Source organism: Bacteroides sp. AM23-12 (assembly GCF_003434395.1).
GTDB lineage: Bacteria > Bacteroidota > Bacteroidia > Bacteroidales > Bacteroidaceae > Bacteroides > Bacteroides thetaiotaomicron.
In genome coordinates, this window is the sequence record NZ_QTLF01000001.1 from 220,370 (window position 1) to 246,227 (window position 25,858).

Consider the following 25,858-nt stretch of genomic DNA (forward strand, 5'->3'; position numbering starts at 1 on the left):
TATGAAACTACGGATCTCTCTTCTTACTATATTAATAGGTATGCTTTTCGCCTCCTGCGGCTTAAGCACAGGAAAGGTTGCGGAGCAGAAGGAAGAAGGGATTTCTGTTCTGAGATACGATAAGCTGTTGAGCGAATATGTTCGCTCCAACAGCTTTTCCGCTATGCAGAAACTGACAATGGACTATCGCCAGCCGACAAAGATTCTGATAGAAGATGTACTGTCTATCGGTACGGTGAAGGACGACACCATTTCTCAGCGTTTGCAAAAATTCTACTCGGATAGCACCTTGCTTCGTTTGCTGAGCGATGTAGAAGCTAAATATCCCAATCTTGACGAAGTAGAAAAAGGACTCACCAAAGGATTCCGGAAGCTGAAGAAGGAAGTCCCCGATACGAAAATACCATTTATTTATTCGCAGATATCCGCATTCAATGAATCAATCATTCTGGTAGATACATTGCTGGGAATCAGCCTCGATAAGTATATGGGAGAAGACTATCCTCTCTACAAACGTTTCTACTATGACTATCAATGTACCTCGATGCGTCCGGAACGGATTGTGCCGGATTGTTTCGCATTCTATCTCCTTAGCCGTTACGAAATGAACTATCATGAAGGTACTTGTCTGGTCGATCTGATGATGCATTCCGGCAAAATCAATTATGTGGTGCAGCATTTGCTTGGTTATGACGATATTGGTCAGGCAATGGGATACTCCGATCAGGAGAACGAATGGTGCAGGAAAAACGAAAAGGATATCTGGGAGTATATCTGTGCAAACGATCATCTGCACGCACGTGACCCAATGGTGATCCGCTACTATATGAAACCGGCGCCTACTGTTGATATGCTGGGAGGACAAGCCCCTGCATTGATCGGTTCGTGGGTGGGAGCACGGATTATAGCATCCTACATGAAAAAGCATAAAGATCTTAAAATAAAGGATCTGCTGGAACTTACCGATTATCAGAGTATGTTCGAAGAGTCCGGTTACCTGAAACTCTAGCCCATACCTATTACTTATTACTTATCACCTATTACCTAAAGTGGAAACTGCTCTTTACCTGTTGCCCGTTACATTGGGCGATACACCTCTTGAACAGGTGTTACCTTCTTATAATACGGAGATTATTCGTGGTATCCGGCATTTTATTGTCGAAGATGTTCGTTCTGCCCGTCGCTTTCTGAAGAAGGTTGACCGGGAAATTGATATTGATTCGCTGACTTTTTACCCTTTGAATAAGCATACTTCTCCCGAAGATATATCCGGTTATCTGAAGCCTTTGGCGGGTGGAGCCTCGATGGGGGTGATTTCGGAGGCGGGCTGTCCTGCCGTTGCCGATCCGGGAGCAGATGTGGTTGCCATTGCCCAGCGCCAGAAACTGAAAGTGATTCCTCTGGTAGGACCTTCCTCTATTATTCTTTCTGTAATGGCTTCGGGATTCAATGGACAGAGCTTTGCCTTTCATGGCTATCTGCCGATAGAACCGGGAGAACGGGCTAAGAAACTGAAAACACTGGAGCAGCGTGTCTATGCTGAAAGTCAGACACAGCTATTCATCGAAACTCCTTACCGGAATCATAAGATGATAGAAGATATCTTGCAGAATTGCCGTCCGCAGACAAAACTATGTATTGCTGCCAATATAACTTGCGAAGGCGAGTTTATACAAACCCGCACGGTGAAAGACTGGAAAGGGCATATTCCCGAATTGTCTAAGATTCCCTGTATTTTTCTCTTATACAAATAACATCTTTCAGGTGTTCGTATTCATCTTCGAAGCAACTGCTGAAAAAGCCTTTGCCCATATTTTCTTCTATCTGCTTGAAACTCCATAGCTTACTGTTCTTGAAGCGGGGAGTGCAAAGGATAGAATCATCTTTGATATCGACGATGAAAAGATAGATGAGCCGGTTGGTTGCTTCATTCTCGAAGTGATAGACAATGTTAAACTCTGGCTTGAAGTCTTCCGTTGCGTGTGGAAGCGCATTGTGCACCAAGCGGTTTACTCCTTCGGTGAGGGACTCACCATAACGGAGATAGCATTCCATCGGTATGTCAGTTTTCCCTTTATCAAGGATGGCATTCATCGGTCTGTCACAAAGAAACAGCATCCCGTGAGTAGATACGGCTATTCTTATGACCGGATTGATATAGGCATTCTTATAGTTGAGTGCTTCTATGGCAAGACTTCTTCCGATGACATCTCCTTTCGTATTGACTATGGGCACGTATTCCGTGTGCGACATCAGATGGTTGAAATACCGGATAGCAATCTGATTGAACAGGATACTCATCACAAATACGACAGGGGGAAATACCTTATAAAGTATCACCATACTTGTCTGGCTTAAAGGGTCCTGACTGGCAACGACAATACTGATAATAATAAAATGCAGGATACCGAAGATCAATGCAAAACGGGCCGAAACAACTGCCGCCTCTGCTCCTTGCGCATACAAGCGCTTATTGCAGGAGCCTATCTGTCTCAGAAAGTGGTTGATAAATCTCTTTTTATGCATATAGAGTATCAGCATCGGAATGAGGATACTGACTTCCAGGGTAAGAGGCAGAGCACCTGGCGGAACATAGTCACCGGGAATCAAGGCTGCAAGTGACAGCAGTGCCAGCATTCCGGTGGCAATATAAAGAATAAAATTAGGAATTAGCGCTCCTTTACGGTGTAGTAATAGGTATATCCCTACGATACCTATACCAGTACCGATGTAAATAGCCGTGTCTTGCGTTATAAATTCACACAATAAAATGGAAATAATAACGGGGATAAAACCCAATGACATGTTAAACGCGGAAGAAAGTGTTCCTTTATGATCCATCTTTATGTTTATTTGCCGGTTTTACCTATAAAACAAATAGGGAATGTGTTTTGTTTTCTATCGAATGTGTTTCTCTGCATGATAGGATGAACGAACGAGAGGAGCACTCTCTACAATGCTGAATCCTTTTTTTAAACCGATGGTTTTGTAAGTGGCGAATTGTTGTGGCGTCACATACTCGGCAACCGGATAATGTCGGTGTGTAGGCTGCAAATATTGTCCTATCGTAAGAATCTGGCAGCCGACTGCCAGCAGGTCGTCCATAATGGTTTCCACTTCCTGTGGAGTTTCTCCCAACCCCACCATAATACCGCTTTTTGATTTTGTTCCGCTTCGGGCGATGTGACCGATCACTTGCAGGCTGGTATCATAGTTGGCCGCACTGCGAACCAAGGGACTGATGCGTCTTACCGTCTCCATATTATGGGAAATAATATCGGGATTGGCTTCTATCACTAGGTCTACCAGTTCCATTCTACCCTGAAAATCGGGTATCAGTACTTCGATTGTGGTCTGCGGATTCAGTCGTTTGATCTCACGAATGGTATGTGCCCAATGTCCGGCTCCCAGATCGGGAAGGTCGTCACGGTCTACCGAAGTAACTACCGCATGATCTAATTTCATAAGAGCGATAGACTCCGCTACGTGTGTCGGTTCGTTGGCATCCAGTGGATGCGGGCGTCCGGTTTGTGTGTTGCAGAATTTGCAGCTTCGGGTGCAGATGTCACCACCGATCATAAATGTGGCAGTTCCTTTTCCCCAGCATTCTCCCATGTTGGGACAACGCCCACTGCTGCATATCGTATGCAGGCAGTGGGAGTCGACAATTCTTTTAGTTTCGGTGTAACGGTCGTTGGCACCGATATTTATTTTCAGCCATTCAGGCTTGCGCACTCTGTCAGCCATTACAAATTGTTGAGGAAGAAGTTGGTCAATCGTGTATATAGATGCTGACGGGTGTTGCCACCGTATATGCCATGATTACGATTGGTATATACTTGCATATCAAATTGTTTGCCCAACTGCACCAGATGCTCGGCGTATTCAGCACAGTTCTGGAAGTGAACATTATCGTCTGCCATACCATGTACCAGCAACAGATTGCCGTGCAGCTTGTCGGCCCGTGTGAAAGCGGATGATTCTTTGTATCCTTCTGCGTTTTCTTTCGGGGTGCGCATGAAACGTTCTGTATATATGGTGTCGTAGAAACGCCAGTCGGTAGGTGCGGCAACAGCTACACCGGCTTTGAACACCGGCGTTCCTTCGCTCATACTCATCAATGTCATGTATCCGCCATAGCTCCATCCCCAGATACCGATCCGGTCTTTATCCACATACGGCTGTTTGCCTAAATAAAGAGCTGTTTCGACCTGGTCTTTGGCTTCTTTCACACCGATTTTGAGATAAGTGCATTTCTCGAACGCTTCTCCGCGGCCTCCTGTGCCACGACCGTCTACACATACAACGATATAGCCGAGGCTGGCCATGTAAGTCTCCCAACTGATTCCCCAAGTATCCAGAACTTGTTGTGATCCCGGACCGCTATATTGGTACATCAGCACCGGATATTTCTTGGATGCGGAGAAGTTGACAGGCTTCATCATCCATCCATTCAAAGTTACCCCGTCCGTAGTCTGGAAGGTAAAGAACTCTTTTTGCGGGATGGCATAGCCGGCTAACGTTTGTTTCAACTGGTCGTTGGTGATAAGCGTTTTTAAGGTTTTGCCTGTGTTGTCGTTCAGTGTAACCAGCATAGGAGTATCCAGATTCGAGAATTTGTTCATGTAATACTTCATCGATTTGCTGAATAACGGCGTATTGGTTCCTTCACGTTGAGACAACTTTGTCTTTTTACCTTTCTTATCGATCTTGTAAACTGCTTTACGCAAGGGGCTTTCCTCATTGCTGGTATAATAGAAAGAACCGTCTGCTTCGTCATAACCCAGAAAATCCTTCACTTCATATTTGCCATTGGTTACTTTCTTGATAAGGTTTCCCCCCATGCTGTACCAGTAAAGATGGCTGAAACCGTCACGTTCGCTAAGCAAACTGAAAGTTTCCGGATAGAACTTGATATTATCGAACACGTTCTCCTTAATATAATAAGGTGACTCATCACGCAACACTAACTTGCAGAGCGTTGAGCGCGGATCGGCAAAATAAAGGTCGAAACGATCCTGATGGCGGTTCAATGTCATGACGGCAAGTTTGCTGGCATCTTTCGTGAAGCGGATGCGGGGGATATATCCGTCTGCATCTATCGGAAGCTTCATGGTGCGGGTCACGTGCGATTTGATGTCGTACGTACGTACTTCTACTTTCGAGTTCGGGTATCCGGCTTTCGGATACTTGTAGGTATATTCGCCCGGATAGTCTTTCAAAGGAGTAATCTGCGGTGCTTCTCCCGCGAACATCGGAAAAGAATAAGAAGGAACTTCCGATTCGTCGAAGCGGATGAAAGCAATCATGGTATTATCGGCACTGAACTCCAGGGCACGGTTGAAACCGAACTCTTCCTCATATACCCAGTCGGGGATACCGTTGAGAACTGTATTTTGCTTGCCATCTTCGGTCACCTGGCTTTCGCTGTTACCGTAGAGCAGCTTTACGAGAAATATATTATTGTCACGCACGAAAGCGATCATCGTTCCGTCGGGAGAAAAGACGGGGACCTGTTGAGGTCCGCCGTCGGACAGCCGTTCAATAATGTTGTTTGTCGTAACTCCCTTATCATTTCGTTTCAAAGGGTATATATAATGCACAGCTGTGTATGAATGCCGGTATATCGGGGTCGTTTTGGTAGCAATCAGCAATTTGTCACCATCGGGTGAGAACTGATAGCTGTCGAAATTCTTGAAGTCACATTCACGTGCCTGGTTCACGTCAAAGATCACCTCTACCTTTTCTCCTGTGCGGAATGAGTATTTGATGATTTGCGTACCGTCGGCGTTCATTTGTGTGTAGTGCTCTCCATCTGGTGTGGGGATGACTCCCTGAATATTTTCCGGACGGAAGCGTCCGGAGGTAATATCTTTTAAATCAAGTGCCTTTTGTCCTTGTGCCATTCCGGCGAGGCAGAGAAGGCAGAGGAGCAGGGCTAAACTTACTTTTCTCATTTTATAAATCGTTTTATATTTTACTTGTTTAAGGGGGTTAAGTTCATACCCTGCAAAAATAACAATAAACTTAAATACCTCAAAGTACATCCTGTTTTTGTTTGAATTAAACCCTTATTTTCTTACGCCTTTTAAATTTGTTTAGTATCGGATGACTGCTGTTTAGTTAAAAATGATGTATTGCGGAGAAAAAAGAGTCTTTCCCCTTGCATTATCAGAATGAAAAGTGATATATTTGTGATATCAAAATAATATCAAAATTTAGTCCTATGAATGCAAAAGAATTTCAGTACAATGACGTGGTTATTAATGGGTTTGTAGCCTTGTTTGTTAATTTGGCGATACTGCCTCTTCTGATTGTGATGAGCTTTATCCTTTTTAAAGGAAGTATTGTTTTGTTCCTGCTGTTGATCCTCTTTCTTGCAGCAGCTATTCTGATGATTCCCGGATATTTTTCTCAGGAACCGAACGAAGCCCGGGCTATGGTATTCTTCGGAAAGTACAAGGGTACCTTTACCGAAACCGGTTTCTTTTGGGTGAATCCTTTTATGAATAAGAAAAAGCTCTCTTTGCGTGCCCGTAATCTGGATATAGAACCTATCAAGGTGAATGATAAGATTGGTAACCCCATTCTGATAGGACTGGTGCTTGTCTGGAAACTGAAGGATACGTATAAGGCCATGTTCGAAATCGATGCACAGACGATGGCGGATAATAAAGGAACCGGACAGATGAGCGTAACCGTTGCCGGACGAATGAATGCTTTTGAAGATTTTGTGCGTGTGCAGAGTGACGCTGCTCTCCGTCAGGTGGCAGGATTGTATGCTTACGATGATAACGAAGCGAATTCGGATGAATTGACATTGCGGAGCGGTGGCGATGAAATTAATGATCAGTTGGAACACCAGCTTAACGAACGTCTGGCGATGGCCGGAATGGAAATAGTGGAAGCCCGTATTAACTATCTGGCTTATGCTCCGGAGATTGCAGCCGTCATGTTGCGTCGTCAGCAGGCTTCGGCCATTATCAGTGCCCGTGAAAAGATTGTGGAGGGTGCCGTATCAATGGTACGTATGGCTTTGCATAAACTTTCTGAAGAAGAAATTGTTGAATTGGACGAGGACAAGAAGGCGGCGATGGTCAGCAATCTGCTTGTAGTTCTTTGTGCGGATGAGGCTGCACAGCCGGTAGTCAATACAGGTACGTTGAATCATTAATAAATAAAAACAGAAGGTAAGAAGGTAGTGGCTAAAAAAGAATCTTCAATAAAGAGTTTTGTTTTGCGTGTAGATGCCGAGACAATGGATGCCATCGAAAAATGGGCAGCCGATGAGTTTCGCAGTACCAACGGACAACTTCAGTGGATTATTGCCGAAGCGCTGAGAAAGAGCGGTCGGCTGAAAAAGAAATCCGCTAAGGCAGGGAATGCTCCGTCCGAATCTTCCGATCAGGCATAACCTTTTTTAGATAGAATTGATAAGGATTATTGGAAGATATTCGATATCTTTGTGAAAAGTACTTTAAATATTACCGCTATGAATTCGAAGAGAAAAGATTTGCAGTATGCTTCTGTCTTCCTGTTGGCCGTAGCATTGACATTCCTGATGGGAAAAGGTGATAACCTGTGGTTGATATCATGGGGTGACTTGATACCGAGTCTGTTTGTGCTGTTCATTGCGGGTGATTGTCTGCACAGTTCCCTGCTCCGTATTAAACGTGGCGAGGAAGCAGGAGGTTCCCGTTGGAGTACCTGCTTTGCTTTTCTGATATTCAGCATTGTTTTCATGGGCGATTTATTCTTCATCGGCCATTTTATCATTGATAAATTACTGGGATAATAAGGGAGATGTAGCCTTACTTTTCAGATAAACAACCCTATATTCTTGTGTTATCTATCGGATAAGGTCGTGTGATATAAGTTCAATTGTTATCGTGCCACTCGGGTGAACAGATCGTTTCACCCGGGTGGCACGATCTGTTCACTAGAGTGCACAGGCCTGTGCACTCTAGTGGAACGATGAAGATGTCGGTAAGAAAACAGAGGTATGTAAGGGAGATAAGATAAGGATGTAGGTAAGAGATGCTAAGAAGATAGGTAGTATCATCTGTAAAGGACAGCCGGATGAAGGTAAGATAACGGTATACTGTCCGAAAAATCATGAGAGATAAGTTGAAATAGAATGAGAGATACCGATGATGAAAGTATCTCTCATTTTGTATCTTGTTAGTTCTCTGATATTTATAAGAAAAGAATGAGAGTATGAGAGATAAAAACATAATTCTTTTCTGAGAGGCTGGGGGAATGGATGGATAAATCCCGATAGAATCTGAGTTTAATGCCAATATGTAAATAGGTATACCTTGCCGCAATTGTTAGAAAAGAAGATAAACTAAAGCATTTAGTTTACTTTAACTATGAAAATTAGTTTATGAACTAAAACTTCTCGTTATTTGCAGTAAACAATGTTGTAAATATGAAAGGATTAACAGTAAAAGAAGAGGAATTGATGGGGTATTTCTGGGAGAAAGGCCCTTTGTTTGTGAAAGAAATGTTGGCTTTCTATGAGGAACCGAAGCCTCATTTCAATACGTTATCTACAATTGTTCGCGGGCTTGAAGATAAGGGATTCCTGGCTCATCATACTTTTGGGAATACTTATCAGTACTATCCCGTTGTCAGCGAAGAAGATTTTCGTAAAGGGACATTGCGGAATGTAATCAGCAAGTATTTCAATAATTCATATTTGAGCGCTGTTTCATCTCTGGTCAAAGAGGAGGATATTTCTTTGGATGACTTGAAAAGGCTTATAAACGAGGTGGAACAAGCTCATCAGAAATAATAAAGAATAACACAATCTAATACAAAACAATACTATGCACATTTTCTTCCTCATATATATGTTGAAAACAGCGCTTTGTCTGTCTGTTTTTTATTTATTCTACCGCTTGTGGCTAGGCAAGGAGACATTTCATCGATTCAACCGGATGGTGTTGATCGGGCTTATATTGGTTGCATTTGTCATTCCTTCGCTCAAAGTTTCACAGAACTTCCATTTACCACAGATTGAGCAAGTGTTTGAACGTCTGAATATTCCGGAAGAAGAAACGGAGCAAGAACATGATTTGCAGAAAATGGAGCAGGTCACAACAACTACGTTACATACACAATTAGAGAAAGAAAGGTCTGATTTCACTATTTTGACCCTTGGCAATTTGGGATTTCTGTATCTGGGTGGAGCATTGCTGTTATTGTTGCGTTACATATTTTCCATAGCATGTATATACCGTTTGATTCGTAACAGTGAGAAGAAGTGTTGGAAAGGAAAAATCAGATTGGTGGTCCATCAGCAAAATGTGGCACCGTTTAGTTGGAGACACTATATTGTGCTATCCCGGCAGGACTTGGAGGAGTATGGCGAAGAAATTATAGCTCATGAGTATGCGCATATCATGCACAAACATTTCCGGGACCTATTATTGGCGGAGATTTGCCTTTTGTTCCAGTGGTTTAATCCTGCAATGTGGCTATTCAGAAAAGAATTGAAAACTGTACATGAGTTTGAAGCAGATGAATCAGTTCTGAAAGCAGGGATTGATGCAAAGAAATATCAGCTTTTATTAATTCAAAAGACTGTTGGAACAAGGCTGTATTCTATGGTGAATAGTTTTGATCACAGTTCACTTAAAAAACGTATTACTATGATGTTGAAGAAAAAATCAAATCCTTGGAAATTATCAAAATACTTGATAGTATTTCCGTTGGCAGCTATTACAGCTGTTCTTTTTGCCCGTCCGAATCTTCTGAATATGAATAATCAGGAGGGAAATGCATTCATACAGGATACATTGGATGTGAGACATTTCGAAGAGATTCTGGTTTCTAAGAGTTATGCAGAATCGGACACTGTACAAATTATAGAAATCGATACTCTAAAAATGCATATCCCTGTGGGATATGCAGGATGGTCAATTTCGGAATCAAGTTCTGATGATAATGTCATCAGTTATCGGAAAGGTGTTTACCAAAAGGAGAAAGGAATACTACGTTTGTCTTCCACTACTCCGTGGACAGAAAGTGACTTGGCGGATTTTGTTCATCGGGTAAAAAAAGGAATGCTTAAATCGTTGAATGAACTCTATGGAGTTAAAAAGCAGCAGAACGCTCATCCTGCACTTGCTCATGAAGTGAAGACCTCTCATACTGTGAAGTGCATTTATTATGTGAAGGATTTCTTTAAGATTTATTGTACGGATGGAGGAACCGGGCATGATGGACAGCTTATTCTTTTGGATGGAAAAGAAATTTCTTACCAGCAGTTGAAGAGCTTATCTCCGGATGATCTGTTGCATGATGTATGGGAAATTTTGCCGGAGTCGACGAATCTGGAATCTAAGTTTGGTAGTAAAGCCAAGAAAGGCATTTGGGTGTTGGCATCTAAAAAGAATCCTTCCTATTTGGAGGAGTTTGAGAAGAAATTGGCAGAGAACTAACTGGAATTAATCTATATATGGGATTCTTTTTCGTCTATATACTAAAATCGGGGGTGTGCCTGTCATTGTTTTATTTGTTTTACAGGCTGCTGTTGAGTAAAGAAACGTTCTACCGTTTTAACCGGATTGCGTTGTTGGGCATTCTCGTGTTTTCTTTGTTGCTTCCGCTGATTGAAGTGACCAAGGCGCCGCAGAATGAAATAAATCAGGCAGTACTGACAATTGAACAACTACTTGTTATGGCAGAGAATCATCAGGAAACCCAGGTGACAACAGTAGTGGAAGGAGATGATTTGGTAGATACGTGGAGAAGCCCAGTGCATTGGATAGAAATAGTTCTTCTATTTTATATAGCGGGCATATTTTTCCTTGTTTGCCGGAATGTCTATTCTTTATTCCGTCTTGTTCGGTTAATGAATACGGCGCAACGGAGACAGATAGATAAACATACTGTTTTGTTGGTTCATGACCGGAATGTGGCACCCTTCAGTTGGATGAAGTTTGTTGTGATTTCACGAACTGATTTGGAGGAGAACGGACGTGAAATACTGATTCACGAATGTGCGCATATCAGAAAGCACCATTCTTGGGACTTGCTCATAGCAGATATCTGTATATTCTTTCAGTGGTTTAATCCTGGAGCGTGGTTATTGAAACAGGAATTGCAGAATATCCATGAATACGAAGCCGACGAAGCGGTCATTAATGAGGGTATAAACGCTAGAGATTATCAATTATTATTAATAAAAAAAGCCGTTGGCACAAGGCTCTACTCTATGGCCAACAGCTTTAATCACAGTAAACTTAAGAAACGTATCACTATGATGTTAAAAGAAAAATCAAATCCTTGGGCGCGTTTGAAATACTTATATGTACTTCCGTTGGCTGCTATTGCAGTAACCGCTTTTGCCCGTCCCGAAATCTCTGAAAAGGCTGACGAGATTTCTGCCGTCAAAGTTAATGATTTGGCTGCAATTGTAGAAGCAAAAGTGGAAGAAATCACCAAAGATGTGCTGAAAGACTCCCTGAAAGCTAAGCCCTATGTAGTGCCTGAGAAATCAAAAATGTATGGAGGACGTTGGGTTTCTAAGGATTCATCGATTGTATATTCAGCAGATTCAGTTGTAATATTCAATGATTCCGTTGCTTCCAAGCGAAGTTCGGTTGTTTTATATGGTGGCCGTTTTGAACGGATATCGGAATCAAATAAGCCTCTTATATTGGTAGATGGTAAGGAAGTATCTAAAGATACATTGTATTCGATAATGAATGATGAAGCCAACCCGAATCGAATAAAGACTGTGTCTATATTACGTAGCGATGCGGCTCTTTCTATCTATGGCGAGAAAGGAAAACATGGTGTTTATGATATTGAATTACTGCCGAATGCGGATAACCACTTTCGAATTACTAAAACTCAGGCTAAATTTAAGACTAAAACCGGATCATTTCCTAAACTGAACTCTGTCCCTGGCATTGGCGGACTTCCCATTCGTGGTGTATATGATGGTGAGGAACCACTAGTAGTGATTGACGGTAAAGAAGTTTTGGAACCTAATGCTTTGTCTAAGATTTCTCCGGATCGTATAAAAAGCTTTTCTGTCTTGAAATCAGAGGCTGCTTTGGAGGCTTATGGTGAGAAGGCGAAGAATGGAGTGATTTTGATAGACTTGCTTTCTGAGGAGGAATATGAAGACATTAAAAAGAATCCGCAACGTCCCTATAACAATGCTTGGGAGATGGCAATGAATATCCACGATAATAAAGTTGTTCCTACAGGAAAGGTATTATTCTTTATTGATGGTAAGGAAGCCTCGGAAGAAGAATTGAAAAATATTCCGGCAAATGAAGTGCGTGGAGTATCACGTATTGATAATAGCGGGGAGGGTGAAACTACGATCCGTGTTGAAACGGAAAGAAATTCGGATAAGTGGGTATTGGCTTCGGGTATTGTAATGGATAAGGAAGGAAAGCCTATGGAAGGAGTCACTATTACTATGTATGGAACTTCATCGTCTACAAAGACTGATGCAACTGGACACTTTGAGCTGAAAACTCCTAAAGACGCCTCTCTCCAGATTTCTCGGGGTGAGAAGGTGCTTTTCAGGACAAAAGCTGCAAAAGATATAAAAATCGTATTGGATAAATAACTTAGGAATCAATATACTTAATAAAATGGTCATTCAGCGTCCTTATTATTTATACTAATCCGGGTTAAAACTATATTTGTCTCCTTTAAATATCAATGACTATGGGAATCTTTCTTATCTATATTTTGAAATCGGCGGTTTGTCTGTCTTTATTTTATCTGTTTTACAGATTGTTGTTAAGTAAGGAAACATTCCATCGGTTCAACAGGATAGCCTTATTAGGGATATTATTTTTATCCCTGCTGATTCCCTTTATAGAGGTGACTACTGCTCATCAGACCGAATTGAGTCAGACCGTACTGACAGTTGAGCAACTATTGATGATGGCGGAAGCTATGGATCCCGCGGAGGTGTCGGTTGCACAGCCGGAGGAACTTTCCATTTCCTGGGTACAAGTTCTGTTGCTGTTTTATCTGGTTGGTATTATATTCTTTGCATGCCGTAATCTTTACTCTTTATCCCGTTTACTATTACTGATTAAATCGGGTAAACGGGAAAGGCTTAAAGGAGGAGTCAGACTGATTGTTCTGGAACGGGAGGTCGCTCCTTTCAGTTGGATGAGATATATCGTTATTTCCCGGAAAGATTTGGAAGAGGATGGACGCGAGATTCTGATTCATGAAATGGCACATATTCAGAATCGTCATTCCATCGATTTGTTGGTAGCTGATATCTGTATCTTTTTTCAATGGTTCAACCCCGGTATATGGCTGCTGAAACAGGAATTACAGAATATTCATGAATATGAAGCCGATGAAACAGTTATTAATGAAGGTATTGATGCGAAAGATTATCAGTTATTATTAATAAAAAAAGCCGTTGGCACAAGGCTCTACTCTATGGCCAACAGCTTTAATCACAGTAAACTTAAAAAACGTATCACTATGATGTTAAAAGAAAAATCGAATCCTTGGGCACGTTTGAAGTACTTGTATGTACTTCCGTTGGCAACTATTGCAGTAACCGCTTTTGCCCGTCCCGAAATCTCCGAAAGAGTTGAGGAGATTTCTGCAGTCAAAGTTAATGATTTGGCTGCAATTGTAGAAGCAAAAGTGGAAGAAATCACCAAAGATGTGTCGAATATTACTTCTGGAGATTCACTGAAAAAGTTGGTAGTCACGGGTGATTCAATATTGAAGGAGAAGGGAACAATATCTATTTATGGAGAAAAAGGAAAGAATGGGGTGTTGGCTACTAAACTACTGCCGGATGAAGATAATCATTTTAAAATAACCAAAACTCAAGCAAAAATAAAGCCGGGAATGAATACATCTGTAGATAAATCGAAACTTATGGGTACCCATATTGGGGGGATATCTACGGTGGATTTGCGAGATAAAGATGTATTGGTGATCATTGATGGTAAAGAATCTTCTCGTACTGTGGTAGATGCTTTAGATCCAAGTCGTATTGAAAGTATTTCTATATTAGATGGAAAAGAGGCTACAGATATTTATGGAGATAAAGCGAAAAACGGGGCTATGGTTATTCAGTTACATTCAACCGCAGAACAAATATTGCAGAATAAGTACAAGATTGATGCTATTTCAAAAACGAGATTAGATGCTCTCAATCGTGGAAGTAAGAATTGGGGTGTAACGTTTCATTCAGTAAGTGGTAAGAAGCCGTTAGTTTATATAGATGGCAAAGAAGCCGTTGGCGAAGAAGCTTTATCCAGTGTCTCTCCGGAACGTATTAAAAGTATATCTGTAATGAAAGACAAAGCAGCTGTAGAGGTTTATGGAGAGAGGGGGAAAGATGGAGTAGTTTTAGTTGATTTGTTGACGGAAGAAGAATATCAGAATAAACAAAAATTTCCAAAACCTGCAAAGGTAAGGACTGAGAGCGAATCACCTAAAAAATCACACTTTTATATGGGGGGATCTCATGATGAGGAATGGCATGTTGCTCAAGCTAAAAAAAAGCCTTTGGTTATTATTGACGGTAAAGAAGCATTGGAAGAAGATGCTATTTCCAAACTTGCTCCTGATCGTATTAAAAACTTTACTATATTGAAAGATAAATCAGCTACGGATATTTATGGGGAAAGAGGGAAAAATGGAGTGCTGATTATCACTTTGTTTACAGATGCGGAATATGAGTTTAATAAAGCTAATCCGAAAAAGCCTTATGCAGATGCTTTGGAATTGGCAGAAAGCATGGCAAAAGATGTAGAAGGAGAAATTATTTATTGTATAGACGATGAAAAGATTAAGAAGTCTAAATTGAAAGGTATGTCTACCAAAAATATAAGATCGGTGTCTGTAAATGAAATGGATGGAACAAAGATTGTAAGATTGGAAACCGATAAATATCGTTCTGATTGGATTTCTGTAACTGGAGTTGTGACTGATGAAGAAGGAAAAACGATTGCGGCTACTGTGTTAGTAAAAGGAACAAATGATTATACTGTAGCTGACGCAGATGGTCGTTTTAATTTGAAAGCGCCTAAAAATGGGATACTTCGGATTGCTGATGTCAATAAGTCTGTTGCTGAAGTGAAAGTAAAACCTATGCTTAAAGTAGTTTTGAAAGATAAATGAGAGGATACATTATTTGATTAAAAATGAGCAGTTATATCCTGTTGAAATAAAAATATGGAATAAAAGCGATATACACTATTATTAACTATTTGTTGAACTTAAAATTTTATTATTATGAAAAAACAATTTTGTAAGATTTTACTAGCTGTTTCATTTCTTTTTCTTGTACCTGCACTTTGTATGAGTCAAAACTTAAAAGGAATCTGGAAACTTGTTCAGAGTGAAGGCTCTTCGCAAGTGGTCAGATATAAGGTACTTGATAAAGATGGCAATTATTTCAATGTGGATGCGTATATCAAAGATGCTGTAGACGTGAGTTCAGGCAGCCGCAGTTCGGACGATGTATTTTGCCCGTACAAAATTACCCGTTCGGGGGAGTACAGCATCATTGCAAAAGGCCTTTACTGCGAGAAACTGCGTAATGAACATGGCAGATCGGCAAATGCTATCGTTCCTATATCTTACCGGATTGACGGAAAGAAAATGACGCTTCTGTTCCGGTTGGGCAATAATGTCTATCGGGAAGTTTATCAGAAGGTATCCAAACTGGGTAAATGAGTCAGATTTTGTAGACGGAGGTACTCAAGTATCTCCGTTTCTTGTTCCGGATGGAACCAGCGTATTTCTTCATCCCTTTTGAACCATGTCATCTGTTTGCGTGAATAAATGCGTGAATTTTGCTTGATCTTTTCGATAGCGAAAGGGAGTTCCCATTCTCCGTCCAGATATTTGAACAGTTCTTTGTAACCTACGGTATTAAGAGAGTTTAGATGCCGGTAGGAGAGTACGGAACGTACTTCGTCCAGTAATCCTTCCTCCATCATTTGGTCTACACGACGATTAATGCGGTCATACAGTTCTTCTCTGTCACGGGTTAATCCGATCTTAAGAATGCGGAAAGGGCGTTCCTTTTTCTGTTGGGTGCGGAAAGATGTATATGTCTTTCCGGTCATGTAACAGATTTCCAATGCATGAATCACCCGTTTTGGGTTTTTCAGGTCTACGATGCGATAGTAGTCCGGATCTAATAAACGGAGCTCTGCACAAAGTTGCTCCAATCCTTCTTCCTCATACTTTTGCAGCATCACCTGACGTGTTTCAGCATCAACGGTAGGGATGTCGTCAATCCCCTTGCAGATGGCATCTACATACATCATTGATCCACCAGTAAGTACTACTACCTCATGTTCTGTGAATAATTGATGGAGGATTTCCATCGCTTCCTGCTCATATTGAGCGGCGCTGTAATAATCGGTAAGATGAAGAGTGCCTACCAGATAGTGAGGCACACGTTTTAATTGATCCGGGGTAGGAGCCGCCGTTCCTATTTTTAATTCAGCATAAAGTTGTCTCGAATCAGCGGAGACAATGCTGGTGTGAAAGTTCTCCGCCAGTCGCAGGCTTAATTCTGTTTTTCCTACTCCTGTAGGTCCGATTAAAACAATGAGAGTGGGCATGGATTTTAAAGTATTAAGTATTAGGTGTTAAGTATTAAAGTGTCGGGGATAAAAATATTAGGTATTAACTGCTTGTCACTGCATAGCAATTAATACCTAATACTTGATACTTAATACTTAAAACTTCTCTTCTTCATAAGAGCCACCCGCGTTACCACCTATGTCGAAGCCTTCCTGATCAAAATCTTCCATATCAAAGTCCTGATCACCATAGAAATTTTCGTCCAGGTCGAGTGAACCGCTTGCAGCAGCCATTTCTTCAAAATCTACAGTTTGTGGCGGAGCATCACCCGATTTCTTGGTACATTTGGCACCATTCATATCTTTTCCGGTGATGATTTCAGACAATTCGATGAAGAAGCAACGCTCTGTCATGTAGTCGAATACATACAACAATTTTTGCTTTTCATCTTCTACCAGTTCGCTGATAGTAGTCTCTTTCATTACCCAACTATCCATTTCCGGATTGTCGTCCATTTCTTCCAAAGTGACTTCTTTTTCTTTTTCCCAATCATCATCACAGATAAAGAAGGAGGTCATCTGGTCGTTTGTGTACCCTACTGATTTCAGTATTGCTTCATGGAAGTCAAGAAATGTAGCTTCCGGATCAATTTGTATTTCTCTGACAAAATCGTCAACTTCATCAGATATGATAGTAAATCTGTATATCATAATATGACTATTTTGAACTGTTTATTTAATAATACCACGTTCTGAATTACGGATGAAATTGATGATGTAGTCAATCTCCGGACTCTTCTCAACTTCATCTTCAATTTTCTTCAATGCATCTGTCGTATTCAAGCCGCTTTGGTAAATGATACGGTAAGCGTTATGAATACTTTCGATCACTTCATTGGCAAAACCACGGCGACGAAGGCCGATAATGTTGATACCGCTGAAAGCTATGGGCTCACGTCCTGCAATGATATAAGGAGGGATATCTTTACTGAAGCGGCATCCGCCCTGAATCATTACATGGCTGCCTACATGGCAGAACTGATGCATCAATACATTGGCACTGATAATAGCATTGTCGTCAATAACGATTTCACCTGCCATCTTGGTAGAGTTGCCGATGATACATCCGTTACCGATCAGTGCATCGTGTGCTACATGCACCCCTTCCATTAATAAGTTGTTGCTTCCTACAATGGTACGCCCTTTAGCTGCCGTACCACGGTTGACTGTAACATTCTCACGAATCAGATTATTGTCTCCGATCTCAGCAGTTGATTCTTCTCCACGAAACTTGAGGTCCTGTGGAACTGCTCCGATAACAGCACCCGGAAAGATCGTATTTCCATTACCAATGCGTGAACCATACAAGATGTTCACATTAGCCATAATCTTGTTGTTATCGCCAATAACTACGTTTTTATCAATAAATACAAAAGGCGCAATTTCTACATTTTCTCCGATTTTAGCTTCGGGATGAATATACGCTAGAGGACTTACCATGTTTTTGGTTTTATTTATTTTTTACTATTTGTGCCATGAATTCTGCTTCGCAAACGACTTTTTCGCCAACGAATGCATAACCTTTCATTGTGGAGATGCCACGACGGATCGGGGCTAATAATTCTACACGGAAAAGCAGTGTATCTCCCGGTACTACTTTCTGGCGGAACTTTACGCCATCTATCTTCATGAAATAGGTAGAATAACGTTCCGGTTCGTCAACAGAATTAAGAACGAGCAAACCGCCTACCTGAGCCATTGCTTCTATTTGAAGTACGCCCGGCATCACTGGTTCCTGTGGGAAATGTCCCTGGAAGAAAGGTTCGTTTGCTGTGATATTTTTGATACCTACGATATAGCTGGCACCCATCTCAATTACCTTGTCTACCAATTGGAAAGGATAACGGTGTGGTAATAGCTCACGGATACGATTTACGTCCATCACCGGTTCGCGGTTACAGTCGTATGTCGGTGCCTGTATTTCATGCAGGCGAATTTCTTTCCGCATCTGACGCGCAAACTTATTGTTGATGGTGTGACCGGGGCGGGTAGCAATGATGCGACCTTTAATCGGTTTACCAATCAATGCAAGATCACCGATAACGTCCAGCAGTTTGTGACGGGCACACTCATTCGGCCAAACCAGTGGTTTGTGATTGATGTACCCCAACTGATCCGCATCCATGTGAGGAACACCCATTACATCAGCCAGTTTGTCATAGCTTTCCTGTGACATTTTGCGTTCGTAAATAACGATTGCGTTGTCGAGGTCACCACCTTTGATGAGGCCGGCGGAGAGAAGCGGCTCTATTTCACGAACAAAGACGAAAGTACGGCTGGCAGCCACTTCGTCTTTGAAATTGTGCATATCTTCAAGTGTTGCAAACTGATTCGGGATAATGGTTGAATCGTAGGAAACGAGTACATTCAGACTAAAATTCTCGTCCGGTAGCACGATGATAGAAGAACCAGTTGATTCGTCCCGGAATTCAATTTTAGATTTGATGATATAAAAATCCTTGACAGCACTTTGTTCTTCTGTTCCTACACGTTCTATTTCTTGTACATAATATTGTGCACTACCGTCCAAAATCGGAAATTCCGGACCATTAACCTGGATAAGGCAGTTATCAATGCCCAATGCATAAAGGGCTGCCATACCATGCTCTACGGTACTTACTTTGACTCCATTCTTTGACAATACTGTGCCACGGGTTGTTTCCGTCACATTGTCGGCTACTGCATCGATAGTTGGTTGTCCTTCCAGGTCAATACGCTGGATTTTATATCCATGATTGTCCGGGGCAGGATTAAAAGTTACAGTGAGATCAAGTCCAGTGTGAAGACCTTTCCCGCTCAGTGAAAAGCTATCTTTCAGCGTTTTTTGTTTCAGCATTGGTTACTTATTTACTTATTTAATAGTTGTTTTAATTCTTCTACTTCTTTACGCAGATTGCGTATTTCTTTTTGCATATCCGGCAAATTCTTAGTCACAACAGCAGCCTTGAAGTAAGCTTTCGGTTCCATAGGAGGAGTCCCGATCAGTACGCTGTCTGCTTTGATGCTGCTTGGTATACCTGATTGTGCTCCCAGATTTACCCGGTCGCCGATTGTGATATGTCCGGCAATACCTACCTGACCGCCAAACATACACCATTCTCCGATTTTGGCAGAGCCTGCTATGCCGACTTGAGCCGCCATAACTGTGTGTGAGCCAATTTCATCGTTGTGCGCAATCTGCACAAGATTATCTATTTTAGCGCCACTATGTATGATGGTAGCTCCCATTGTAGCACGGTCTACACAGGTATTGGCACCTATATCTACTTTGTCTTCCAAGATCACAATTCCGATTTGTGGAATCTTATCGTATCCGTTCGGAGTGGGAGCAAAACCGAATCCATCGGCTCCGATCACTGCACCTGAGTGAAGGATACATTCATTACCGACACGGCAGTCATGATAAACATTTACATTTGAGTAAAGAAGACAACCGTTGCCTATCTTCACACCGTCTCCAACGAAAGTATGCGGGTAAATTTGAGTATTATCTCCGATAACGGCGTTTTCGCCGATATAGGCAAAGGCACCGATGTATACGTTCTCGCCAATTTTGGCGCTGGGGGCAATATAAGCCAGTGAATCGATACCTTGCTTCTTTGGTTTACTCATTTCATAGAGGTTAAGCAGCTTCGCCAGGCTTTCATAAGCATTGTCTACTTTTATCAGAGTAGCTTGAATCTCATGTTCAGGGACAAAATCTTTATTAACTAATACAATGCTTGATTGTGTCTCGTAGATATAAGGCGTATATTTAGGGTTCGACAGGAAAGAAATAGCTCCGGGCATTCCCTCTTCTATTTTAGCGAATGTGTGTACCGTTGCGTTTTCATCTCCAATGATTTCCCCTTGGATAAATGCTGCAATTTGCTTAGCCGAGAACTCCATGTCTTTATTTTAAATTAAATTAGTTCACAAATAACGGATTTTTTTTTCAGATTTCCGTGTTATTGAATGAATATTTTATACTTATCTATGCAATCGCTGGTAGCAGAGATAGTATTTCTTTACCTTTTTGGACAATAATGAGATGTTCAGCATGTCCGATGCTTCGGCAATATTTTTGATAGTGCCGTCTTTGTAGATAATATCAATACTGTCATCTGCCGGGTCGTACATATTCTTTTCGATGCTGGGGGTAGAGACAAAATAGTTCGCTTCGGAAAGGGTTATGCCTAGTTGCTGGCTGATTTGCAAAGTTAACTCTTTTATTCTGTCCTCACCAATAGGTTCGGCAGAATTTTCCACTTTAAAGATATTTCGGTTAATCATGCCCAGACTAAGTGTGGAAAGAACTTTATCCGGATGGTTGCTCCATACTTTCAAGGCAGTCCAGATATCATTGTCATCCAATTGGATGAAATTTTCCAGACAATCGGGATTGTTATGGAACTCCGTATGATTAATGTCATTATATAGAAAGAAATGTAAGGCCGGCGAAGCAAACAGTTCTACTCCCTGTGATGCCAGTTCTTTGGCACGAAGCAACGTGCTGATAAGCATTCGTTCATAGGCTACCGATGTCTTGTGCAGATATACCTGCCAATACATCAGGCGACGTGCTGTCAGGAAATTTTCGATAGAGTAGATACCTTTGGATTCAATTACGAGACGGTCGTCGGCCACATCAAGCATCTTGATGATGCGGGCAGAACCGATATTCCCTTCTGTAACACCGGTATAGAAACTGTCACGACGAAGATAATCGAGGCGGTCCATATCCAACTGACCACTGACGAGCTGATGCAGGAATCGTTTCGGATATTCGTCCTTAAAGATCTGTATGGCAAGACTAAGTTGCCCGTTCATCTCTTTATTCATTCGTTCCATCAGCATAAGGGAGATTTCTTCGTGAGAAACTCCTTGTACAATCGTATCTTCAAGCACATGCGAAAAAGGACCATGTCCGATGTCATGCAGTAAGATAGCCGCTTGTACGGCTTCAGCTTCGCTGTCAAATATAAAGTTACCTTTGGAGGTCAGTTGGGTGATAGCTTCGCTCATTAGGTAGAACGCACCTAGTGAGTGCTGGAAACGGGTATGTTGTGCGCCGGGGTATACTACTGACGAGAGTCCTACTTGCTTGATGCGGGTAAGACGCTGCAAAAGGGGATGCTGTACAATATCGTACAGTAACCCCTTTGGGATATTAATGAATCCGAATACCGGATCGTTGATTATCTTTCTTTCGTAAGGCATTCCTTCTCTTTAAAGAATCGCTTTCAGTTGCTCTGCCATTTGCGCCTGTACTTCTTGGGCGGCAAGCCTTGCAGCTTCGGCAAACTTTTCTGTTTTATCGACGTAGATGATTCCACGGGAAGAGTTAACAATTAAGCCACAGGTACTGTTCATTCCATATTTGCAAACTTCTTCGAGCGAACCGCCTTGCGCTCCGACACCGGGAACGAGCAGGAAGTGGTTGGGAACAATCTTACGAATATCTTCAAAAGCACGTCCTTGAGTAGCGCCGACTACGTACATCATACGTTCGTCATTTGCCCATTCCTGTGATTTGCGTAGTACTTTTTCGAAGAGACGTTCGCCGTTTGCATCTTCTGTCAACTGGAAGTCGTGGGAACCTTTATTGGAAGTCAGTGCCAGCAAAATCACCCATTTGCCTTCGTAAGTAAGGAATGGAGTTACGCTGTCTTCACCCATATAAGGAGCTACAGTGACGGAATCTATATCCAGTTCTTCGAAGAAAGTACGGGCATACATGGCAGAAGTGTTTCCGATGTCGCCACGTTTGGCGTCGGCAATAATAAACTGGTCGGGATAGTTTTCCTTGATGTATTTTACTGTTTTCTCAAATGCGATCCAGCCCTTCACGCCCATACTTTCGTAAAAAGCGAGATTCGGTTTGTAAGCGATACACAGATCGGCTGTTGCGTCGATAATCGCTTTGTTGAATGCGAAGATCGGATCTTCTTCTTTCAACAGGTGCTCGGGAATCTTCTTGATGTCAGTATCAAGTCCTACGCAAAGGAATGATTTCTTGCGTTTTATGTTTTCAAATAGCTGTTGTTTATTCATGTCTATACTATAATTTTTAGAGTTCACTTTCTTTCAGGCGTTCCGCATTTTCTGCCACGATCAGGTGATCGATACAATCTTGAATATCTCCGTCCATAAAAGCGGCAAGATTATAGATGGTATAGTTGATACGATGATCGGTGATACGTCCTTGAGGGTAGTTGTATGTCCGGATTTTAGCCGAGCGGTCGCCGGTAGATACCATTGTCTTACGTTTGGAAGCAATGTCGTCTATGTATTTCTGATGCTCCTTGTCGTAGATAAAGGTACGGAGTCGTGCCAGGGCGCGTTCCTTGTTCTTTGGTTGGTCACGGGTTTCTGTACATTCAATCAGGATTTCTTCTGCAACGCCTGTATTCGGGTTCTTCCAGATATAACGCAAGCGTACACCGGATTCTACCTTATTAACGTTCTGTCCGCCTGCACCGCCACTTCGGAAGGTATCCCATTTGATTTCTCCTTCATTGATGACTACGTCAAATTCTTCGGCTTCGGGGAGTACGGCCACCGAAGCGGCGGAAGTATGCACACGTCCTTGTGTCTCTGTGGCAGGAACACGTTGTACGCGGTGTACACCCGATTCATATTTCAATATTCCGTAGACATTGTCACCTGTGACACTGCAAACGATTTCTTTGAATCCTCCGGCTGTTCCTTCATTTGCATTGGATACTTCCATTTTCCAGCCTTTGGTTTCACAGAACTTGGCATACATACGGAAAAGGTCGCCGGCAAAGATTGCGGCTTCGTCTCCTCCTGCACCACCACGAATTTCGAGGATGGCGTTCTTGCTGTCTTGCGGATCGGCAGGAACAAGCATCAGTTTGATTTCTTCTTCTAATGCCGGAAGACGTTCCTGACTGTTGTCCATCTCCTCTTTTGCCATTTCACGCATGTCGGCGTCCGACTCATTCGAAAGGATGTTTTTGGCTTCTTCGATGTTGCCCAGCAGTTGGATATATTCTTTGCGGGCTTTCATCAAGTCATCCAGATCCTTGTATTCTTTGGTCAGTTTGACATAACGTTTCTGGTCGGCAATTACTGCCGGGTCGGTGATGAGGGTAGATATTTCTTCAAAACGGGCTACAAGTCCGTCTAGTTTTTCTAATATGGTACTGTTATCTGCCATTCTTTAGTATCTGAATTCTCCGAACTCGCTTTTAATGATTAATTCAGTCTGGTCACACGCTTCGATACGTCCTACTATCTGTGCAGGAATGCCGAATGATTCGGAAATAGCGATCACTTCTTCTGCATGTTCCGGTGACAGGTAAACTTCAAGACGGTGTCCCATATTGAATACCTTGTACATTTCCGCCCAGTCTGTACCGCTTTGTTCCTGAATAGTCTTGAACAGAGGAGGAACAGGGAAAAGATTGTCTTTTACTACACGGACATTTTCTACGAAATGCAGCACTTTGGTTTGCGCACCACCGGAGCAATGAACCATACCGTGGATTTCCGGACGTAAGGTGTCAAGTAGCTTTTTCACTACCGGAGCATAGGTGCGGGTAGGAGAGAGTACCAGTTTACCTGCGTCAATTGGAGAATCCTCTACAGTATCTGTCAGTTTTAATCCTCCGGAGTAAACCAGTTCTTCAGGTACGGCGGCATCATAGCTTTCCGGATATTTCTCTGCGAGGTATTTGCCGAAAACGTCGTGGCGGGCACTTGTCAGACCGTTGCTGCCCATACCTCCGTTATATTCTTTTTCATAGGTAGCCTGTCCGTAAGAAGCAAGGCCTACAATGACATCTCCCGGACGGATATTGGCATTGTTAATAACGTCCGAGCGTTTCATGCGGCAGGTTACGGTAGAGTCTACGATAATAGTACGAACCAAGTCGCCGACATCAGCAGTCTCGCCACCGGTAGCATATACGCCTACACCCATTTCACGGAGTTCAGCCAGCAATTCGTCTGTTCCGTTGATGATAGCGGAGATTACTTCGCCGGGAATCAACAGTTTATTGCGTCCGATAGTTGAAGAAACGAGGATATTGTCTACAGCGCCTACACAAAGAAGGTCGTCGATATTCATAATCAATGCGTCCTGTGCAATACCTTTCCACACAGACAAATCGCCTGTTTCTTTCCAGTACATATAAGCAAGGGAAGATTTGGTTCCGGCGCCGTCGGCGTGCATGATGTTGCAATATTCCGGGTCCCCACCCAGTATATCGGGAATAATTTTGCAGAATGCTTTTGGGAAAATTCCTTTGTCGATGTTCTTGATGGCGTTGTGCACATCTTCTTTTGATGCGCTTACGCCCCGCATCATGTATCGTTGATTACTCATGAGTTAAAGAATTATTTTTTGTATACGGCTGCAAAAGTACTGCTTTTTTTTCGTACAGCCAACTATTTGTTTATCAAGCTTCGTCCAGAAGAAGAATAAAACATAAAAGTGTTAATTAATGGTTCGTATTATTTTAATCATTATGCTGATTGATAGTGGAAAGAGACTAGTTAAACCGTTAAAGAGACAGGAGCAAAAGTTCCTTTTTAACGCTCTTTTATGGAAGTCCTTTCGTGGTGGTTAAGAGCTGGAATCGCCGTTATCTGAATAAATCAGGTAACGGCGATTCCGATTTTAGCTTGGAAGTTCTTTAAGAAATCATCCTTTAGAACTCTACTTTCGGAGCTTTTTCGCTTCCTTCTTCCGCTTTAAAGTATGCTTTCTTGTCGAATCCGAACATCCCTGCAAATATGTTTTTCGGGAAACGGCGGATATTGGTGTTGTACGATTGTGCCGCATCATTGAAGTTTTTACGGGCTACATTGATACGGTTTTCGGTACCTTCCAGCTGTGCCTGTAATTCAAGGAAATTCTGATTGGCTTTCAAGTCAGGATAATTCTCTGTGATAGCCAATAATTTGCCAAGTGCAGACGTTACAGCACCCTGTGCTTTTTGATATTCTGCCAGCTTTTCCGGAGTCAGACCTTCGGCATCCACTTTGATCTGTGTGGCTTTGCTACGTGCTTCTACCACTCCTTCCAATGTCTCTTTTTCATGAGAAGCATATCCCTTTACGGTGTTTACAAGATTGGGTATCAGGTCTGCGCGACGTTGGTATTGGGTTTCTACATTGGCCCATTGTCCGCTAACATTCTCATCCATGGTGACAAGACCGTTATATACACTGACTACCCATATGACAAGGATAGCCACAACGGCTAAAATGATGATAATTGACTTTTTCAT

The 25,858-nt window shown here is 42.2% G+C and carries 23 protein-coding genes; 10 read left to right on the plus strand and 13 right to left on the minus strand.

Translation table 11 applies throughout. The features are described from left to right. The first annotated feature begins 1 nt into the window (after position 1). Both DW640_RS00660 and DW640_RS00665 read left to right on the plus strand, forming a co-directional pair. Positions 2–1,009 (plus strand): GldB family lipoprotein, encoded by a 1,008-nt coding sequence (locus tag DW640_RS00660; protein WP_008759865.1) that lies wholly within the window; start codon positions 2–4, stop codon positions 1,007–1,009. Positions 1,010–1,049: 40 nt separating this feature from the next. Continuing rightward, entirely contained in the window at positions 1,050–1,754 is a 705-nt protein-coding gene (locus DW640_RS00665) for an SAM-dependent methyltransferase (protein ID WP_008764403.1), read from the plus strand. On the opposite strand, the gene DW640_RS00670 is transcribed toward DW640_RS00665, so the two are convergent. Genes DW640_RS00670 through DW640_RS00680 form a run of 3 tightly spaced genes read right to left on the minus strand, consistent with a single transcriptional unit; the run spans position 1,720 to position 5,957 of the window. After that, positions 1,720–2,841: a hypothetical protein gene (locus DW640_RS00670; RefSeq protein WP_008764404.1), complete on the minus strand. Its 1,122-nt coding sequence runs from the start codon at positions 2,839–2,841 to the stop codon at positions 1,720–1,722. The genes DW640_RS00665 and DW640_RS00670 overlap by 35 nt on opposite strands. Before the next feature lie 57 nt (positions 2,842–2,898). Continuing rightward, the gene (gene lipA / locus DW640_RS00675; protein WP_008759868.1) at positions 2,899–3,747 is read right to left on the minus strand and encodes a lipoyl synthase; all 849 of its coding nucleotides are present in this window, start codon (positions 3,745–3,747) and stop codon (positions 2,899–2,901) included. Continuing rightward, positions 3,747–5,957, minus strand: coding sequence for a S9 family peptidase (locus tag DW640_RS00680; RefSeq protein WP_008759869.1), 2,211 nt, complete (start codon positions 5,955–5,957; stop codon positions 3,747–3,749). Before DW640_RS00680 ends, lipA begins: the two co-directional genes overlap by 1 nt. A gap of 269 nt (positions 5,958–6,226) precedes the next feature. Here DW640_RS00680 and DW640_RS00685 point away from each other — a divergent pair, with 269 nt between their 5' ends. The 8 genes from DW640_RS00685 (at position 6,227) to DW640_RS00725 (ending at position 15,699) form a co-directional block, all read left to right on the plus strand. After that, positions 6,227–7,174, plus strand: a complete 948-nt coding sequence (locus DW640_RS00685) for an SPFH domain-containing protein (RefSeq protein ID WP_008764407.1) — start codon at positions 6,227–6,229, stop codon at positions 7,172–7,174. A gap of 27 nt (positions 7,175–7,201) precedes the next feature. Next, a complete protein-coding gene (locus DW640_RS00690; RefSeq protein ID WP_008764408.1) occupies positions 7,202–7,414 on the plus strand; it encodes an Arc family DNA-binding protein in 213 nt (70 codons plus the stop codon). A gap of 78 nt (positions 7,415–7,492) precedes the next feature. Continuing rightward, complete coding sequence (locus DW640_RS00695; RefSeq protein WP_008764409.1) at positions 7,493–7,795, plus strand: hypothetical protein; 303 nt, start codon at positions 7,493–7,495, stop codon at positions 7,793–7,795. 636 nt (positions 7,796–8,431) lie between these two features. Further along, positions 8,432–8,797 carry a BlaI/MecI/CopY family transcriptional regulator gene (locus tag DW640_RS00705; RefSeq protein ID WP_008759873.1) on the plus strand — a complete coding sequence of 122 codons (366 nt, stop codon included), beginning with the start codon at positions 8,432–8,434 and terminating at the stop codon, positions 8,795–8,797. Between the two features lie 34 nt (positions 8,798–8,831). Beyond that, positions 8,832–10,448, plus strand: a complete 1,617-nt coding sequence (locus tag DW640_RS00710; protein ID WP_061473390.1) for a M56 family metallopeptidase — start codon at positions 8,832–8,834, stop codon at positions 10,446–10,448. A gap of 17 nt (positions 10,449–10,465) precedes the next feature. Beyond that, the gene (locus tag DW640_RS00715; RefSeq protein WP_008764411.1) at positions 10,466–12,598 is read left to right on the plus strand and encodes a M56 family metallopeptidase; all 2,133 of its coding nucleotides are present in this window, start codon (positions 10,466–10,468) and stop codon (positions 12,596–12,598) included. 101 nt (positions 12,599–12,699) lie between these two features. Further along, positions 12,700–15,141, plus strand: coding sequence for a M56 family metallopeptidase (locus DW640_RS00720; protein ID WP_008764412.1), 2,442 nt, complete (start codon positions 12,700–12,702; stop codon positions 15,139–15,141). 180 nt (positions 15,142–15,321) lie between these two features. Further along, entirely contained in the window at positions 15,322–15,699 is a 378-nt protein-coding gene (locus DW640_RS00725; RefSeq protein WP_225629635.1) for a hypothetical protein, read from the plus strand. On the opposite strand, the gene miaA is transcribed toward DW640_RS00725, so the two are convergent. From miaA to DW640_RS00775, 10 genes are all read right to left on the minus strand, one after another. Next, complete coding sequence (miaA, locus tag DW640_RS00730) at positions 15,672–16,598, minus strand: tRNA (adenosine(37)-N6)-dimethylallyltransferase MiaA (protein WP_008759877.1); 927 nt, start codon at positions 16,596–16,598, stop codon at positions 15,672–15,674. The two genes, DW640_RS00725 and miaA, sit on opposite strands and share 28 nt — an antisense overlap. Before the next feature lie 117 nt (positions 16,599–16,715). Then, positions 16,716–17,270 (minus strand): hypothetical protein, encoded by a 555-nt coding sequence (locus DW640_RS00735; protein WP_008759878.1) that lies wholly within the window; start codon positions 17,268–17,270, stop codon positions 16,716–16,718. Between the two features lie 21 nt (positions 17,271–17,291). Then, entirely contained in the window at positions 17,292–18,059 is a 768-nt protein-coding gene (lpxA, locus tag DW640_RS00740) for an acyl-ACP--UDP-N-acetylglucosamine O-acyltransferase (protein ID WP_008764415.1), read from the minus strand. A 10-nt stretch (positions 18,060–18,069) separates the two neighbouring features. Then, entirely contained in the window at positions 18,070–19,455 is a 1,386-nt protein-coding gene (locus DW640_RS00745) for a bifunctional UDP-3-O-[3-hydroxymyristoyl] N-acetylglucosamine deacetylase/3-hydroxyacyl-ACP dehydratase (protein ID WP_008759880.1), read from the minus strand. Between the two features lie 11 nt (positions 19,456–19,466). After that, positions 19,467–20,507: a UDP-3-O-(3-hydroxymyristoyl)glucosamine N-acyltransferase gene (lpxD, locus tag DW640_RS00750; RefSeq protein WP_055216796.1), complete on the minus strand. Its 1,041-nt coding sequence runs from the start codon at positions 20,505–20,507 to the stop codon at positions 19,467–19,469. An 81-nt stretch (positions 20,508–20,588) separates the two neighbouring features. Beyond that, positions 20,589–21,818 (minus strand): HD domain-containing protein, encoded by a 1,230-nt coding sequence (locus tag DW640_RS00755; RefSeq protein ID WP_055216798.1) that lies wholly within the window; start codon positions 21,816–21,818, stop codon positions 20,589–20,591. Positions 21,819–21,827: 9 nt separating this feature from the next. Then, positions 21,828–22,652: an orotidine-5'-phosphate decarboxylase gene (gene pyrF, locus DW640_RS00760; protein ID WP_061474367.1), complete on the minus strand. Its 825-nt coding sequence runs from the start codon at positions 22,650–22,652 to the stop codon at positions 21,828–21,830. Between the two features lie 16 nt (positions 22,653–22,668). Then, on the minus strand, positions 22,669–23,781 hold the full coding sequence (gene prfA / locus DW640_RS00765) for a peptide chain release factor 1 (RefSeq protein ID WP_117576873.1): 1,113 nt from the start codon (positions 23,779–23,781) through the stop codon (positions 22,669–22,671). A 3-nt stretch (positions 23,782–23,784) separates the two neighbouring features. Continuing rightward, entirely contained in the window at positions 23,785–24,951 is a 1,167-nt protein-coding gene (locus DW640_RS00770; RefSeq protein ID WP_008764417.1) for an AIR synthase-related protein, read from the minus strand. Positions 24,952–25,276: 325 nt separating this feature from the next. Further along, a complete protein-coding gene (locus tag DW640_RS00775; RefSeq protein ID WP_117576875.1) occupies positions 25,277–25,858 on the minus strand; it encodes a LemA family protein in 582 nt (193 codons plus the stop codon).